The following is a 14,643-nucleotide window of genomic DNA, read 5'->3' as shown; positions in this document are numbered from 1 at the left end:
GGCTCGGCCCGCGTCAGCTCGTGCGGTTCTTGCCGTCGAACTGCTTCATCCGGTCCAGGACCGAGTCCGCGGTCGGCTCGTACACCTCGTCGACGATCCGTCCGTCGGCGAGGAAGACGACGCGGTCCGCGTAGGCGGCGGCCACCGGGTCGTGCGTCACCATCACGACGGTCTGGCCGAGTTCACGTACGGAGTTGCGCAGGAAGCCGAGGACCTCCGCGCCCGAGCGCGAGTCGAGGTTTCCGGTCGGCTCGTCGCCGAAGATGATCTCGGGGCGGGAGGCGAGGGCGCGGGCGACGGCGACGCGCTGCTGCTGGCCGCCGGAGAGCTGGGAGGGGCGGTGGCCCAGGCGGTCGGCGAGGCCGATCATCTTGATGACGCTGTCCAGCCACTCCTTGTCGGGCCTGCGGCCCGCGATGTCCATCGGGAGGGTGATGTTCTCCAGGGCCGTCAGCGTCGGCAGCAGGTTGAACGCCTGGAAGATGAAGCCGATCTTGTCCCGGCGCAGCTTGGTGAGCTGCTTGTCCTTCAGGGAGCCGAGTTCGGTGTCGCCGATGCGCACCGAGCCGGAGGAGAAGGTGTCGAGGCCCGCCACGCAGTGCATCAGCGTGGACTTGCCCGAACCCGAGGGACCCATGATCGCGGTGAACTCGGCCTGCCGGAAGTCGACGGTGACCCGGTCGAGCGCGACCACCTGGGTCTCGCCCTGCCCGTAGACCTTCGACAGTTCCGTGGCGCGGGCTGCGACCGCGGTGCTTGTGCCGGCGAGGGGAGTGGTGGTCACGGAAGGGTGCTCCTGTCGGTACGACGACGTCGATGACGTTGCTGGGACGTGTTCCATCGTCCGTGCCGATCCACGGGATGTAGTCACCCTCTGTTCCGGTTCCGGAGGCAGCCTGGGGTCGGACCGGGAGCGGTCGCGTCATACCTGGGGATGACGGAGCTCCCTGAGGGCGGTCCGGGTCGGACCCGGGGAGCGCCCGGTGCACGGTCGCGCGCCCGGCGGCCGGCCCGGGACCTCGTCCGGGGGTTCGTCGTGATCGCGTTCGGACGGTGAAATTCCGTCAATCCGCGTACGGGCGCTCAGCGCGTCCTGGAGGCTGTTGGCAAGTGCTGACGGCCTGTGCGGTGTGCTGATGCACCCTCAGGCATCAATAAAATAAGACAACGTCGGTACGCACGCCCGCTGTTCGGGTGATGCGCCCCGATAGGCTCGGAACCTCGATGCGGAGCCCATGATCTGCCCGGATGGTGGAATGCAGACACGGCGAGCTTAAACCTCGCTGCCCCTCGCGGGCGTACCGGTTCAAGTCCGGTTCCGGGCACGCGGCCTCACCCGGTGACCCTTCGGGTGAGGCTTTCCCGCAGGTATCCGGTGGTGCCTCGCGACCCTTCGGGTCGCGGCCCCTCCTCTCCTCGTCCCCTCTCCCTTCATCCCCGCGCCGATCACGTCCCGTTGCCGGCGTGGTTCCTCGATGCCGGGCGGCGGTGGTGGAACGTGCGCGGTCGGGACGGTCCGGGCAGGTTCGCTGCTCGCTCGCGGAGGGTGGGGGCGCCTTCGCCGCTGAAGGGGGTGTGACGTCATCACCGGACATCACGATCTCGGGGACGTGTTACGCGCTCACCGGCGAGCGGCGCGTCTGACGCTGGAGCAGTTGGCCGAGGCGTCGAAGGTGAGCGCCCGGACCCTGTCGGACATGGAACGCGGACGCGGCAGGGGACCGCAGCACCGGACCGTGGCCGCACTGGCGGAAGCGCTCGCGCTGGACGGGGGCGCCCGTAAGAGGCTGATCGAGCTGGCGCGCGAGGGCCGTCTACGTGTCCCGGCCGGCCGTCGTGGCCGCCGTCATCGCCCAGGCGGCCCAGGGACTCAACGGTCAGGCCTGGGGTCCGTCACCGCTGTGCCGGCAGGCCCGGCGCCCGTTGACACCGGTTCCGCTTCCGAGGTGGCGGAGACTCGTGGTTAGGTGAAGGAAAGTTCACTTCGCGAACACCGAGAGAAGGTACGGGTGTGAGGACCGCGTCCGGCGGGCCCGCCTGGAGCGGATCGCGAGCTCACGCGCGGCCGCGGCGGACCTCGCGGAGGGGTACACGGGCTTTCCTCCCGGCGAACAGCGGGAATAGCGGGTGATCAAGTCGGCTTGAGAGGGCATGTGCCCCGTGAAGCCGTTTCCCCGGAAGCCGGTGTCACGGCTTCGTACCAGTACGGGCGTGCCAGGGAACACACGCGTACGGTGGCACAACGAGGGAAAGATCCTCCCCAAGCACTAGGGTCATTCCTTTGCCTACCTATTACTCTTGAGCCAAGGCCACAAGGGTGGCCATGGAGGAGTGAAATGAGGAGCAGTAACCCGGTCTTCTCGCGACGGGGGTTCAGCCGCGACAACGGCTACGCGGGCTTCAACGCGGCGCCGCAGGCCGGGGGACCCGCTGTCGGCACGCAGGGGAACCCGTACGCCCAGCAGGGCGGCAACCCCTACGCGCAGAACCCCTACGCGCAGCAGGGCCTCCAGCAGGGAGCCCCGCCACAGGCCCCGGTCACCACCGGCCGTATGACGATGGACGACGTCGTCATGCGTTCGGCCATGACGCTCGGCACCGTCGTCGTCGGCGCCGTCCTGGCCTGGGCGCTGCTGCCGGTCTCCAGCACGAGCTACGGCCTGGCCATCGGCTCCGGCCTGGTCGCCTTCGTGCTCGCGATGGTGCAGTCCTTCAAGCGCACCGCCACGCCCGCGCTGATCATCGGGTACGCCGCCTTCGAGGGCGTCTTCCTCGGTGTCATCAGCGAGATGTACAACGCGCAGTGGAACGGCGCGCCCTTCCAGGCCGTGCTCGGCACCATGGCGGTCACCGGCGCCACCCTGCTCGTCTACAAGGCGGGCTGGATCCGGGTCACCGCCCGGTACGCGCGCATCGGCCTGACCATCGCCATCGCCTTCGTCGCCGTCATGGCGGTGAACCTGCTGCTGGTCGTCTTCGGTGTCGCCCCGGACGGCGGACTGCGCAGCAGCGGCCCGCTGGGCGCGATCGTCGGCATCCTCGCGATCCTGATCGGCGCGTTCTTCCTGACCCTCGACTTCAAGCAGATCGAGGACGGCATCACCTACGGTGCGCCGAAGGAAGAGGCGTGGCTGGCCGCGTTCGGCCTGACCATGACCCTCGTGTGGATCTACGTCGAGATGCTGCGGCTGGTCGCCATCTTCAGCGGCAGAGACTAGTGACCCCGGCGGCCGGACAGGCCGTCAGGTGACCTGAAGGGCCCGCGAACCACCAGTTCGCGGGCCCTTCGTCATCGGGTGCCGGATCGTCGTCGGATACCGGTCGTCTCGGTGGTGCGCGCTCACAGCAGTTTGCGCGCGGCCCTCCTCAGGTCGTACTCGTGAATGATCGCCTTGGCGTGGCCGTACGCGAGGTCGTGCTCGGCGCGGAGCCAGCTGACCTTCTCCTCGAAACGGAAGAGGGCGGGGCCTTCCTCGACGGTGCGAAGCCAGTCGGAGATCTCACGACCGGTGCAATGGGGGATGCGGGCGAGCAGGTTGCGATGGGTCTCCGCGGAGAAGACTTGGGACATCGGCGCCTCCGAACGCAAAGGGGATGTAAGCCGGTCCTTCACGCCACCGTGCCTGAGGGTTGGGTTGTTGGCAACAGTCCCGCCGCTGCGCGTAGTCTCGCGGCGTGCTGGATACGACGCCGTTGACCCGAGCCGTGGACCACTTCGCCGACCGGTTGCGGGCCGCCCCGCAGAGCCGCCTGCAACGCAGTGCCGCGGCGGAGGCGCTGGGGCTGGCCAGGGAGTTCGCGCTGCGCGCCCAGCGGGCCGAGGACCCGTCGGGGGAGCCCCGGGAGATGCCCGACGCCGGGATGTTCGCCGTCGCCGACCAAATCACGGTCGCCGTGCACGACTTGGCCCTCGTACTGAAGAACGAGGAGGAACTGGCGGAAGCGGTCACGCTCGTGGCCGAGGCGCAGAAACGCGCCGGGGTCTGATCCTCTCGGCCGGCTCCGGCGCGCGGGATGCCGTGCGGTCCCCCTCGGGGCGGACGCTACAGCGACGCTATGACGCGGTCCGCCAGGATGTAGACGCTCTCCTCGCCGAAGGAGAAGGTCAGGGCGTACGCGCCCGAGACGCCGGAGCCGCCGAGCAGGACCGGGGCCTCTCCCGCCGTCAGGGCGGCGGCGAGCCGCTGCGCGGTCTCACGGTGGCCGGGGGTCATGCACAGGGTCGTGCCGTCGGCGAAGACGTAGACGTCGAGGGTGCCGAGCGGGCCGGGGCGGACGTCCGCCAGTTCCGTACGGGACTCGGCGAGCTCCTCCAGGCGGGCCACCGTGCGTTCGTGGTCGGTGACCACCGGCGACTGGGCCGGGACGAAGTCCGGGTGGGAGGGGTGACGGCGGCGGGCCGCGGCGAGTTCCGGGGAGTCGCCGGCGGTACCGGTCTGGAGGAACTCCTCGAGGTCCGTACCGGTCTCGGCGACCGGCTCCAGGTGGTCCAGGCCCACGAAGTCCGAGTGGCGCGGCAGGAACAGCTCGTTGTCCGGCAGTCCGAGCAGCGACGGCGCGTCGGAGGCGTCACGCGCCTCCTGGGCGGCCCAGAAGGCCCGCGCCTCGGCGAGCTCCCGTTCCCGCTCCTCGGCCAGCGCGTCGGCCACGGCCGTACGTATCTCGTCCGCGTCGGCGGATCCGCGCGCCGCTGGCACGAGGCCCCGCGCCGCACCGGCGCGGCTCGCGACGAGTTCGCTGTGCAGGGCTGCGACCTGCCGACGCAGACCCCGCAGGGTGTGCAGAACGGCGACGCCCACGGCCGCTGTGGCGGCTGTGGCGAGCAGCAGAGCAATCGGCATGGCGCTCACTGACGTACTCCCGGTTCAAAGTCGGCCCCCGACTTCCTACATCAGCTTGAAGGGCGAACCGCCAAACTGTCAGTGCGTAACGTCACGAAAAGGACAGGACTTTGGTCCTCAGGTTTAACCGTGCACGCACCTGACCTGCGGGAATGTCCATCCGAGGGGACATAGGTCACATCTTGGAAGGGATTGGATCACAAATCGGCCCAGAGGCCCGGTGGTTCCGGGCTTCTGGGCCGATTCGTTCACTCTGGGTTCAAATCCCGTCACGGGAACGGGTCATGACTGTCAGCTGAGACGCTCGATGACCATCGCCATGCCCTGGCCGCCGCCGACGCACATGGTCTCCAGGCCGAACTGCTTGTCGTGGAACTGGAGGCTGTTGATGAGGGTGCCGGTGATGCGGGCGCCGGTCATGCCGAAGGGGTGGCCGACGGCGATGGCGCCGCCGTTCACGTTCAGCTTGTCCAGCGGGATGCCCAGGTCGCGGGCGCTCGGGATCACCTGGGCGGCGAAGGCCTCGTTGATCTCGAACAGGTCGATGTCGTCGACGGTGAGGCCGGCGCGGCTGAGCGCCTGCTTGCTGGCCTCCACCGGGCCGAGGCCCATGATCTCGGGGGAGAGGCCGGTGACGCCGGTCGAGACGATGCGGGCGAGCGGGGTCAGGCCGAGCTCGCGGGCCTTCGTGTCGGACATGATCACGAGGGCGGCGGCGCCGTCGTTCAGCGGGCAGCAGTTGGCCGCGGTGACCAGGCCGTCGGGGCGGAAGACCGGCTTGAGGCCCTGGACGCCCTCCAGGGTCACGCCCGCGCGGGGGCCGTCGTCCGTGCTGACGACCGTGCCGTCCGGGGTCGTGACCGGGGTGATCTCGCGCGCCCAGAAGCCGTTCTTGACGGCTTCCTCGGCGAGGTTCTGCGAGCGCACGCCGAACTCGTCCATGTCCTGGCGGGTGACGCCCTTGAGGCGGGCCAGGTTCTCGGCGGTCTGGCCCATCGCGATGTACGCGTCCGGGATCAGGCCGTCCTCGCGCGGGTCGTGCCAGGTCGAACCCTCCGACTGCGCGACCTCGAGGGTGCGGGCCTCGGCGTCGGCGAAGAGGGGGTTGTGGGTGTCGGGCATCCCGTCGGAGGTGCCCTTGATCGACCGCGACACCATCTCGACACCCGCCGAGATGAAGACGTCGCCCTCGCCGGCCTTGATGGCGTGCAGGGCCATGCGGGAGGTCTGGAGGGACGAGGAACAGTAACGGGTGATCGTGCAGCCCGGGAGGTGGTCCATGCCCATCTGCACGGCCACGATGCGGCCGAGGTTGTGGCCCTGCTCGCCGCCGGGGAGGCCGCAGCCGAGCATCAGGTCGTCGATGAGCCTCGGGTCGAGCTCGGGGACCTTGGCGAGGGCGGCCTGGATGATCGTGGAGGTCAGGTCGTCGGGGCGCACATCCTTCAGGGAGCCCTTGAAGGCGCGGCCGATCGGGGAGCGGGCGGCTGAGACGATCACGGCTTCGGGCATCACGGCTCCATTGGCGTACGGGAAGTGTGCAGGGCTGTCTGGGAAGTTACCCGTACGTACCGTCGAGGTCACCGGTGTGGGGGTGTGACACCGGCCGCACTTTTCTAAGCGCTTGCTTTTTGCTGGCGGGGGCGCCTTGAGGGGTGAGCTGCGCGGGGCCGGTCTGAAGAGGTGGCCCCCCGTCCGGGTGACCGCCTCGGAGCTCCGCCCCGGACCCCGCTCCTCAATCGCTGGAGGGGCTGAAAATTCGTGCCCCGCCTTTCAGGCACAGGGCAGGGCGACGGGCCCAGGGGCGCGGGGAACTGCGCGGCCGGCCCCCACGGAGCCGCACCCGGCTACGGGCCTGCCCGGATCGGGGCTGGATGTTCGGTGCCGGGCTGGGTGACAGAGCCAGGGGCGCGGGGAACTGCGCGACCAGCCCCCGCGCACCCGCAGCCGGGTATGGGCCGAAGCGCCCGGGCGGACCCCGTCGGGGTCAGTTGAGCGGGGTCGGGGCCGGGTCCGTCGCCGGGAGGCGTTGGCGGCGGCGGCGTTTGAGGAGGGCCCAGGGGCCGCGGGGCCCGGTGGGCATCGCGGCGGTGACCTCGGTGCCGGGCTCCGACGCGGCCTCCGCCGCGGCGCGGGCGACCGGAAGGAAGCCCTCGTGGCGCGAGACGTCCGGACGCTCCTCCTCCGCCGGCCAGAGGCTGAGCGCCGCGCAGACCGTGGGCAGCAGGGCCATGGCGGCCGTCGCGTACCCCTCCGCCGAGGGGTGGTAGTGGTCGGGACCGAACAGCTCGCGCGGGTTCGCCGCGAACTCCGGGCCCAGCAGGTCGCCCAGCGACACCGTACGGCCGCCCTGCTCGACCGTGCCGATCGTCTGGGCGGCGGCGAGCTGGCGGGACGCGCGCCGCGCCAGCCACCGCAGCGGCTGCTGGACCTGTTCGACCGTGCCCAGGTCGGGACAGGTGCCGACGACCACCTCCGCACCGGCCGTGCGCAGCCGGCGTACCGCCGCGGACAGATGGCGCACCGAGCGTGTCGGCGGCATCCGGTGCGTCACGTCGTTCGCGCCGATCATGATCACGCAGACGTCGGGCAGCCGGGAGGTGTCGGCGAGGGCGAGCGCGACCTGGCGGTCCAGGTCGTCCGACTGGGCGCCGGGCAGCGCCACGTTGCACAGCTCCACCGGCCGCTCGGCCACCGCCGCCAGTCCCGAGGACAGCAGCGCGCCCGGCGTCTGCCGGGCCCTGCGCACTCCCTGGCCGGCGGCCGTCGAGTCGCCGAGCATCGTCAGCCGCAGCGGGGCTTCGTCAGGGGAGGCGCCGGCGTAGTCGTACCCGTACAGACCGTCGGCGCGCGGGGCGTAGGGAGCGTGCCCGTTGTTCACATGCCGCTTCACGAACTGCACCTCGGCCAGCACCAGACCGACGGCCGCCGCACCCACCAGCCCGACGCCGCCCCCGCCGTACGCCGCGCCCGCGGCGATCCGCCGGGCCACCCTCGCCCTCGACATGCTCGACATCCGTCGCCGCCACCTCCTGTAGCCGTACAACCACTGCTTGCCCCGAAGAGCGGGTGGGCCAATCGCAACTGCGGGTGAACGCCTGCTCAGGGCCGTAGGCTGACGAGACCATTCCTGTAAAAAACGCAGCTCCGGAGACAACGGTGCAATTCCACGACTCGATGATCAGTCTCGTCGGCAACACCCCGCTGTTGAGGCTCAACAACGTGACCGCGGGCATCCAGGCGACCGTCCTGGCGAAGGTCGAGTACTTCAACCCCGGCGGGTCCGTGAAGGACCGCATCGCCCTGCGCATGATCGAGGCCGCGGAGGAGAGCGGCGCGCTCAAGCCCGGCGGCACGATCGTCGAGCCGACCAGTGGCAACACCGGTGTCGGCCTCGCGATCGTGGCGCAGCAGAAGGGGTACAAGTGCATCTTCGTGTGCCCCGACAAGGTCTCCACCGACAAGATCAACGTGATGCGCGCGTACGGGGCCGAGGTCGTGGTCTGCCCCACCGCCGTCGACCCGGAGCACCCGGACTCGTACTACAACGTCTCCGACCGGCTGGTGCGGGAGACCCCGGGAGCCTGGAAGCCCGACCAGTACTCCAACCCGAACAACCCCCTGTCGCACTATCACTCGACCGGCCCCGAGCTGTGGGAGCAGACGGAGGGGAAGATCACCCACTTCGTCGCGGGTGTGGGCACCGGCGGCACGATCTCCGGCACCGGCCGGTATCTGAAGGACGCCAGTGACGGCAAGGTGCAGGTCGTCGGCGCCGACCCCGAGGGGTCCGTGTACTCCGGCGGTTCCGGCCGCCCCTACCTCGTCGAGGGCGTCGGCGAGGACTTCTGGCCGACCGCGTACGACCGTACGGTCGCGGACGAGATCGTCGCCGTGTCCGACAAGGACTCCTTCCAGATGACGCGCCGGCTGGCCAAGGAGGAGGGGCTCCTCGTCGGCGGCTCCTGCGGCATGGCCGTGGTCGCCGCGCTGCGCGTCGCCGAGCGCCTCGGCCCGGACGACGTCGTCGTGGTGCTGCTCCCCGACAGCGGGCGCGGCTACCTCAGCAAGATCTTCAACGACGAGTGGATGGCCGACTACGGCTTCCTGGAGGACACCGGCCCGAGCGCCCGTGTCGCCGACGTGCTGAACGACAAGGCGGGCGGCTCCATCCCGTCGCTCGTCCACATGCACCCGGAGGAGACCGTCGGCGAGGCCATCGAGGTGCTGCGCGAGTACGGCGTCTCGCAGATGCCGATCGTCAAGCCCGGCGCCGGTCACCCGGACGTGATGGCCGCCGAGGTCATCGGGTCGGTCGTGGAGCGCGAGCTCCTGGACGCGCTGTTCACCAAGCGGGCCTCCCTGGAGGACCCGCTGGAGAAGCACATGTCGTCGCCGCTGCCGCAGGTCGGTTCCGGCGAGCCGGTCGCCGACCTGATGTCCGTGCTCGGTCGCGCCGACGCCGCGATCGTGCTCGTCGAGGGCAAGCCCACCGGCGTCGTCAGCCGGCAGGACCTGCTGTCCTTCCTCGCCAAGGGCGGCGCCAGGGCCTGACCCCGTCCGGGGCCTGAGCAGGATTTTCGATCGAAGTGTCGGATCCGTGTGGATCTTCCGGCTCCGGCCGGGGTGAACTTCGCGGAAGTGGTACGAGCGCGTCACGTCCGCGCAGCACCCGCTTAACACGGGTCCGGCACATTAGTGGGTGTCGGCAGGGCGGGAGCGGCTCCCCGCCAGGCCGGCGCCGAACGGCGCCAAGGACCTCCGGAGCGGCTCCCGGACCTCCATGGACGCCTAGGACGCGCAAGCCCGGTCCTGACCCGGCCCGCGTCCCTCGCGGGGACCGCCGTCGTCCCGCCCCCCTTCACCGGGGGTGCGGCGGTCCCCGCGCAATACGTCGAAGGGCCCGGCACTCGTCCCGAGTGCCGGGCCCTTTCGTATGCCCTTGCGGTGCCTACTCTTCCCAGTCCGACTCCGGCCGGTTCCTGCGGCGGCCGAAGAGGCCGGGGGAGAGGCGCGCCGCCTGGACCACGTTCACTCCGACGATCCCGCCCCAGGCGACGAGCAGTCCGGGCAGGTGCGCGACTCCGCCGCCGATCGCGGACAGCGGGACCGCGAGGACGAGCGAGACGATCCCGAAGCCGAAACGCTCGCCCCAGGAGTCGGACGACTGGGGTGAACGCGCGCCGCGCGCCACCACCATCTGCTGTTCCGCGAGCCGGCGCCGCACCCGGCGGTCGACGGCACCGTCGAGGCGCTGCTCGACCTTCTCCAGGAAGGAGTCGACCAGCGCGGATTCGTACTCTTCGCCGAGCTCCTTGCGCGCGTGCAGGGTGGCGTCGAGTTCCTTCTTCAGCTCCGCGTCGTCATGGCGGGCGTTCATACCGGTCATGTCCATCACGTTAGGCAGCGGAGGTGCGCGTGGCACTGGGGTTAGCCCCCCTGTTGCGGCGGGGCCGAGCCCCCGGAAGACGCCCCTTGCCCGGTCTGCATATCGTCATGCAGAGTTCTCGGTACCTGAATAGAAGGGTGTGCGCGTGATGTCGTCCCGGATCGTGGACACGTCGTGTGCGGTGACGCCTCCGGCGGCCGTCGCACTCGTGGTCCTGGACGGCCGCGGCACCGGAGTCGACGACGTCGTACGGCTCGCCGACGGGACCGCGCGGCCGGTTCCCGGCACCGAGGCGATGAAGCGGGCCGAGGAGTCCTGGTGCGCCGCCCGGCGGATCGCCGCCACCGGCCGCGTCTACGGACGCTCCACCGGCGTCGGCGCCAACCGCGACGAGGACGTGCCGACCGAGGCGGCCGCCGGCCACGGACTGCGCCTGCTGCGCAGCCACGCCGGTGCCATCGGCGAGGAGCTGCCCGCCCGCCAGGTCCGGGCGATGCTCGCCGTCCGGGCGAACCAGCTTCTCGCGGGCGGCGCCGGACTGCGGCCCACCGTCGTCACGGCGCTGTGCGAGGCGCTGGAGCGCGGCGCGTACCCGGTCGTCAACGAGTTCGGCTCGGTCGGGACCGGGGACATCGCCGCCCTGGCCCAGGTGGGCCTGGCCCTCGCGGGGGAGCACCCGTGGAGAGGCCCGGACGGCTCGACGGTGCCGGGGCGCGAGGGGCCGGGTACGCGATCGGGCGAGGGGTCGGGCACGCGGTCCGGCGAGGGGCCGGCTCCCGGGTCCCCGGCGCTCGACAACGCCGCTCCCGGGCCCCTGGCGCTCGACAACAACGACGCGCTCGCGCTCATCAGCAGCAACGCCCTCACCGTCGGACAGTCCGCCCTCGCGCTGCACGAACTGCGCGGACTGATCGGCGCCACCCAGGTCGTCGCGGCCCTGTCACTGCTGGCGGTCGACGGGTCCCACGAGGCCTACGCGGCACCCGTGCACGCCGCCCGGCCGCACCGCGGGTCCATCGAGGCGGCGCGCCGGATGCGGGAGCTGATCGGAGCCGCGGACCGGCCCACACCGCCGCTCGGACGGATCCAGGACCCCTACGGCTTCCGCTGCCTGCCGCAGATCCACGGCCCCGCGCACGACGCGGCGGACGCGCTGGAGGAGGTCCTCTCGGTGGAGATCAACGCCGCCGCGGAGAACCCGCTCATCTCCCCCGAGGACATGACCGCCTACCACCACGGCGGCTTCTACCAGGCACAACTCGCCCTCGCCCTGGACCACTTCAGGCTCGCCGTCACCCAGGTGGCACGCCTGTCCACCTCCCGCCTGTCCACCCTCAACGAACCCGCCTACACCCGGCTGCGCCCCTTCCTCGCCGACCAGGAACCCGCGTCCTCGGGCGTGATGATCCTGGAGTACGCCGCCGGTGCCGCGCTCGGTGACCTGCGGGCCTTCTCCGCGCCCGCCTCGCTCGGCCACGCTGTACTCTCCCGGGGCGTCGAGGAACAGGCGAGCTTCGCCTCGCTCGCCGCACGCCAGACCCTGCGCGCGTGCGGCGCGTTCCGTCTCGTCGTCGGCTGTGAACTGGTCGCCGCGGTACGGGCGCTGCGCCAGCGCGACCTGCGGCCCGACCCGGGGCTGCCGGCCGGGCGGGCACTGGAGCTGGCCGAGGCGGTGCTCGAAGCCGAGCAGGCCGACCGGCCGCTCACGGACGATGTGGCGGCGGCCGCCGCACTGCTCGACCGGTTCACGGACATCTGGAGGGGGAGCACGTCATGAGCACGGTCAGCGACAGGGCCGCGGGCGGGGACAAGGACGGGGACGGCAAGGCGATGGGGGGCGGCGAGGTCATGGGGGACGGCACGGCGACGGGGTTCGGCGAGACGGCCGGGGACGGCGGCGGCGTGGAGGGCGGCACCGGTGTGGGCGACAGCCCCGCCGGACGGCTCCAGAGCCTCTTCGAGGGGCGCCGGCTCACCCCGACCCAGCGGCGCATCGCCCACAGCATGGTGCGCAGCGCCGCCGACGTGCCGTTCCTTTCCAGTGTCGAACTCGCCGAACTCGCCGGAGTCAGCCAGCCCTCCGTCACCCGCTTCGCGGTCGCGCTCGGCTTCGACGGCTACCCGGCGCTGCGCAAGCACCTGCGCGAGGTCGCGCCCGCCGAACCGGCCGCCGACACCGCCTCGTACAACGAGTACCAGCAGGCCGTCGAGGCCGAGATCGAGAATCTGCGTCACCTCGCCGCCGTGCTCGCGGACCCGCGTCCGGTCGCGAGGGCGGGGCGCCTGCTGGCCGCGTCGCGCCCGCTGCCCGTCCTCGGGCTGCGCGCCGCCGCCTCCCAGGCCTACGGCTTCGCCTACTTCGCCGCCAAGGTGCACCCCGACGTCCGGCTGCTGCACGAGGGCGGCACGATGCTCCAGGACCGGATCGACGCGAGCGTACGGGCCGGGGCCACGGCCCTGCTGTGCTTCGCGCTGCCCCGCCACCCGCGCGAGGTCGTCGACGCCCTCGGCTACGCGAAGGAGGCCGGGCTGACCGTCGTCACGGTCGCGGACTCGGCGTTCGCGCCGGTCGCGAAGGTGTCCGACCTGCTGCTCCCCGCCGCCGTCGGCACCGGCCTCGCGTTCGACACGGCGTGCGCGCCGATGCTGCTGGGCCGCGTCCTGCTGGAGGCCATGTGCGACGACCTGCCGGACGCACAGGCGCGGCTGGAGCAGTTCGACGCGCGCGCCGCCGTACGGGGACTGTTCGTGGAGTAGGCGCCGGAGCGGCGATTCGGACGTTTCTCAGACGCGTCTCACCTTCCGTGGCTAATCTGCCCGCCCAAAGACATGCGGGCGCGACGGCGGTCGACGGCGTGCCCGCGCAGGCGCTGAGTCGGGAGGCGGATCGTGGCGCGCGGAGGACAGGGACTGGCCCGGGTGGCCGTCGTGGTGCGGGCGGGAGCCGCACCGCTGTGGTGGTGCGGGGTGCTGGCTGCCGGAGTCGGAGTACTGCTCCCCGGGCTGACCGGGCGCAGGATCGGCGTCATGGCCGGGGCCGCGCTGTTTCTCGTCACGGCGGCCGTGGTGGCGTACTGGCGCAGGAAGCGCTACGACGCCCTGGTCCGCTCGGCCGCCCGCGCCGGTAAGCACGATGTGCTCCAGGACCGTGCCGTGACCCTGCGCAACTGGCGCCGGGGCCACCGCTGGTGGCTGCTGCTCGCCTTCGCCACCGCTCTGGGCAGCTCGTTCGCCGTGCCCGCCGCGGGCGGCATGCTGCTCGCCGGCGCGGGCGTCGGACTGTGGCTGAAGGCCGCCCGGCTCGGGCGTCTGGAGCGTGCCGGGCAGGCGCTGATCTGGGTGCGCGTCGACTGGCTCGGCCCGCGCGCCGGTGCCCCCGTGGGCAAGCCGGTCCGCGCCGTCCGTGCCACCGGAGTGGTGGCGGGTGACGCCGCGCCCGGTGGGGCGCGGCGTCACTGACCGGAACGGAACCGGACCCGGTGCGTGGGACTAGATCTCCAGATCGGCCTCGATCCGCTTCAACTGGTGCCGGGCCATCGCCAGGTTGGCGCGCTTCTGGTCGAGCACCAGGTACAGGAAGAGGCCGTTTCCGCCGCGCCCCTTCATCAGCCGGATCAGGTGGTACTGGTCGGACAGCGTGATCAGGATGTCCTCGATGTCGCCCTTCAGGCCCAGGTGTTCCATCGTGCGCAGTTTGGCGCGGACGACGTCGGTGTTGCCGGCGGCCGCGACCGTGAGGTCGAAGCTCTTGCTGCCGCCGATGGTGCCCAGCGCCATACCGCTCGTGTAGTCGACGAGGGCGGCTCCGGTCGCGCCCTCGATGGACGCCAGAGCCTCTTTGAGGGCGGTCTCGGTGTTCGTCATGATGTGGTGCTCCTTCAGCTCTCTGATGTTCTCGGGTGGTTGGTGGCAGGAGTGGATGTGGACCGCGGGGTGGTGCCGCGGGGGGTGCGCGTGCGCAGCGGGGTCTTGGCCGAAGGCTTGGCGGAGGGCTTGGCCGGTTCGGCGGCCGGCTCCCCGCGAGCCGTGGCGGCGTCGACGAGTTCGCCGATCCGGGTGCCGGAGCGCCGCCCCTCCAGGTGCAGCCGGCCGACGTTGACCCGGTCCTGGGCGAGCAGGGTCAGCACGGCGGAGCCGCCCGCCGCGTACGTCGCGACATAGCCGTGCACGCCGCGCACCAGCAGCTCACGCAGGTCGCCGTGGCCGGTGGACTCGGTCATGCGGATGGCGACCCCCAGGGCGGCCGCGGTGAGCGCGGCCAGGCCGTCCGGCTCCACGCCGGGTGTGTCGTGGGCGAGGACGAGACCGTCGGCGCTGGCCGCGAGCGCTCCGGTCAGCTGGGGCACGCGGGCCCGGAGCCGATGGAGTTCGTCCAGGACTTCGGCCTCCGCCGCCATCAGCAGTCTCCTTTCG

The 14,643-nt window shown here is 71.5% G+C and carries 15 protein-coding genes and 1 tRNA gene; 8 read left to right on the top strand and 8 right to left on the bottom strand.

Annotated features, from left to right (window positions below):
- Nucleotides 1-13 precede the first annotated feature (13 nt).
- Nucleotides 14-784 carry an ABC transporter ATP-binding protein gene (locus tag ACFYW9_RS28570; protein WP_351873435.1) on the bottom strand — a complete coding sequence of 257 codons (771 nt, stop codon included), beginning with the start codon at nucleotides 782-784 and terminating at the stop codon, nucleotides 14-16.
- A gap of 458 nt (nucleotides 785-1,242) precedes the next feature.
- On the opposite strand from ACFYW9_RS28570, the gene ACFYW9_RS28565 reads away from it, so the two are divergent.
- The 3 genes from ACFYW9_RS28565 (at nucleotide 1,243) to ACFYW9_RS28555 (ending at nucleotide 3,218) form a co-directional block, all read left to right on the top strand.
- Nucleotides 1,243-1,325 (top strand) — tRNA-Leu (locus tag ACFYW9_RS28565).
- Nucleotides 1,326-1,610: 285 nt separating this feature from the next.
- Nucleotides 1,611-1,967: a helix-turn-helix domain-containing protein gene (locus ACFYW9_RS28560; RefSeq protein ID WP_389155999.1), complete on the top strand. Its 357-nt coding sequence runs from the start codon at nucleotides 1,611-1,613 to the stop codon at nucleotides 1,965-1,967.
- Between the two features lie 369 nt (nucleotides 1,968-2,336).
- Nucleotides 2,337-3,218, top strand: a complete 882-nt coding sequence (locus tag ACFYW9_RS28555) for a Bax inhibitor-1/YccA family protein (protein ID WP_389155996.1) — start codon at nucleotides 2,337-2,339, stop codon at nucleotides 3,216-3,218.
- A 122-nt stretch (nucleotides 3,219-3,340) separates the two neighbouring features.
- On the opposite strand, the gene ACFYW9_RS28550 is transcribed toward ACFYW9_RS28555, so the two are convergent.
- Entirely contained in the window at nucleotides 3,341-3,571 is a 231-nt protein-coding gene (locus tag ACFYW9_RS28550; RefSeq protein ID WP_326787336.1) for a DUF4287 domain-containing protein, read from the bottom strand.
- A 104-nt stretch (nucleotides 3,572-3,675) separates the two neighbouring features.
- Between ACFYW9_RS28550 and ACFYW9_RS28545 the strand changes: the two genes are divergently transcribed.
- Entirely contained in the window at nucleotides 3,676-3,987 is a 312-nt protein-coding gene (locus ACFYW9_RS28545; RefSeq protein ID WP_389155992.1) for a hypothetical protein, read from the top strand.
- A gap of 56 nt (nucleotides 3,988-4,043) precedes the next feature.
- Here the strand turns inward: ACFYW9_RS28545 and ACFYW9_RS28540 are convergent, their stop codons facing one another.
- The 3 genes from ACFYW9_RS28540 to ACFYW9_RS28530 form a co-directional block, all read right to left on the bottom strand.
- Nucleotides 4,044-4,850 (bottom strand): hypothetical protein, encoded by an 807-nt coding sequence (locus tag ACFYW9_RS28540; protein WP_351873447.1) that lies wholly within the window; start codon nucleotides 4,848-4,850, stop codon nucleotides 4,044-4,046.
- A gap of 282 nt (nucleotides 4,851-5,132) precedes the next feature.
- Nucleotides 5,133-6,353, bottom strand: coding sequence for an acetyl-CoA C-acetyltransferase (locus ACFYW9_RS28535; protein WP_351873449.1), 1,221 nt, complete (start codon nucleotides 6,351-6,353; stop codon nucleotides 5,133-5,135).
- Between the two features lie 475 nt (nucleotides 6,354-6,828).
- Nucleotides 6,829-7,857 carry an SGNH/GDSL hydrolase family protein gene (locus ACFYW9_RS28530; protein WP_389155988.1) on the bottom strand — a complete coding sequence of 343 codons (1,029 nt, stop codon included), beginning with the start codon at nucleotides 7,855-7,857 and terminating at the stop codon, nucleotides 6,829-6,831.
- Nucleotides 7,858-8,000: 143 nt separating this feature from the next.
- Between ACFYW9_RS28530 and ACFYW9_RS28525 the strand changes: the two genes are divergently transcribed.
- Nucleotides 8,001-9,395 carry a cystathionine beta-synthase gene (locus ACFYW9_RS28525; protein ID WP_351873454.1) on the top strand — a complete coding sequence of 465 codons (1,395 nt, stop codon included), beginning with the start codon at nucleotides 8,001-8,003 and terminating at the stop codon, nucleotides 9,393-9,395.
- A gap of 397 nt (nucleotides 9,396-9,792) precedes the next feature.
- Here the strand turns inward: ACFYW9_RS28525 and ACFYW9_RS28520 are convergent, their stop codons facing one another.
- The gene (locus ACFYW9_RS28520; RefSeq protein WP_351873456.1) at nucleotides 9,793-10,230 is read right to left on the bottom strand and encodes a hypothetical protein; all 438 of its coding nucleotides are present in this window, start codon (nucleotides 10,228-10,230) and stop codon (nucleotides 9,793-9,795) included.
- A 148-nt stretch (nucleotides 10,231-10,378) separates the two neighbouring features.
- Here ACFYW9_RS28520 and ACFYW9_RS28515 point away from each other — a divergent pair, with 148 nt between their 5' ends.
- The 3 genes from ACFYW9_RS28515 to ACFYW9_RS28505 all read left to right on the top strand — a co-directional run bounded on the left by ACFYW9_RS28515 (nucleotide 10,379) and on the right by ACFYW9_RS28505 (nucleotide 13,689).
- Nucleotides 10,379-12,007 (top strand): aromatic amino acid ammonia-lyase, encoded by a 1,629-nt coding sequence (locus ACFYW9_RS28515; RefSeq protein ID WP_389155982.1) that lies wholly within the window; start codon nucleotides 10,379-10,381, stop codon nucleotides 12,005-12,007.
- 71 nt (nucleotides 12,008-12,078) lie between these two features.
- Nucleotides 12,079-12,987 carry a MurR/RpiR family transcriptional regulator gene (locus tag ACFYW9_RS28510; protein WP_389156071.1) on the top strand — a complete coding sequence of 303 codons (909 nt, stop codon included), beginning with the start codon at nucleotides 12,079-12,081 and terminating at the stop codon, nucleotides 12,985-12,987.
- Between the two features lie 132 nt (nucleotides 12,988-13,119).
- A complete protein-coding gene (locus tag ACFYW9_RS28505; RefSeq protein WP_389155979.1) occupies nucleotides 13,120-13,689 on the top strand; it encodes a hypothetical protein in 570 nt (189 codons plus the stop codon).
- A gap of 30 nt (nucleotides 13,690-13,719) precedes the next feature.
- Here the strand turns inward: ACFYW9_RS28505 and ACFYW9_RS28500 are convergent, their stop codons facing one another.
- Both ACFYW9_RS28500 and ACFYW9_RS28495 read right to left on the bottom strand, forming a co-directional pair.
- A complete protein-coding gene (locus ACFYW9_RS28500) occupies nucleotides 13,720-14,094 on the bottom strand; it encodes a hypothetical protein (RefSeq protein WP_355763800.1) in 375 nt (124 codons plus the stop codon).
- 14 nt (nucleotides 14,095-14,108) lie between these two features.
- The gene (locus ACFYW9_RS28495; protein ID WP_351873464.1) at nucleotides 14,109-14,627 is read right to left on the bottom strand and encodes a roadblock/LC7 domain-containing protein; all 519 of its coding nucleotides are present in this window, start codon (nucleotides 14,625-14,627) and stop codon (nucleotides 14,109-14,111) included.
- Nucleotides 14,628-14,643 lie beyond the last annotated feature (16 nt).

This window comes from Streptomyces sp. NPDC002698 (assembly GCF_042888945.1).
In the GTDB taxonomy this organism is placed as follows: domain Bacteria; phylum Actinomycetota; class Actinomycetes; order Streptomycetales; family Streptomycetaceae; genus Streptomyces.
The sequence above is the reverse complement of the archived record's forward strand: the minus strand, read 5'-3'. Positions and strand labels throughout refer to the sequence as shown.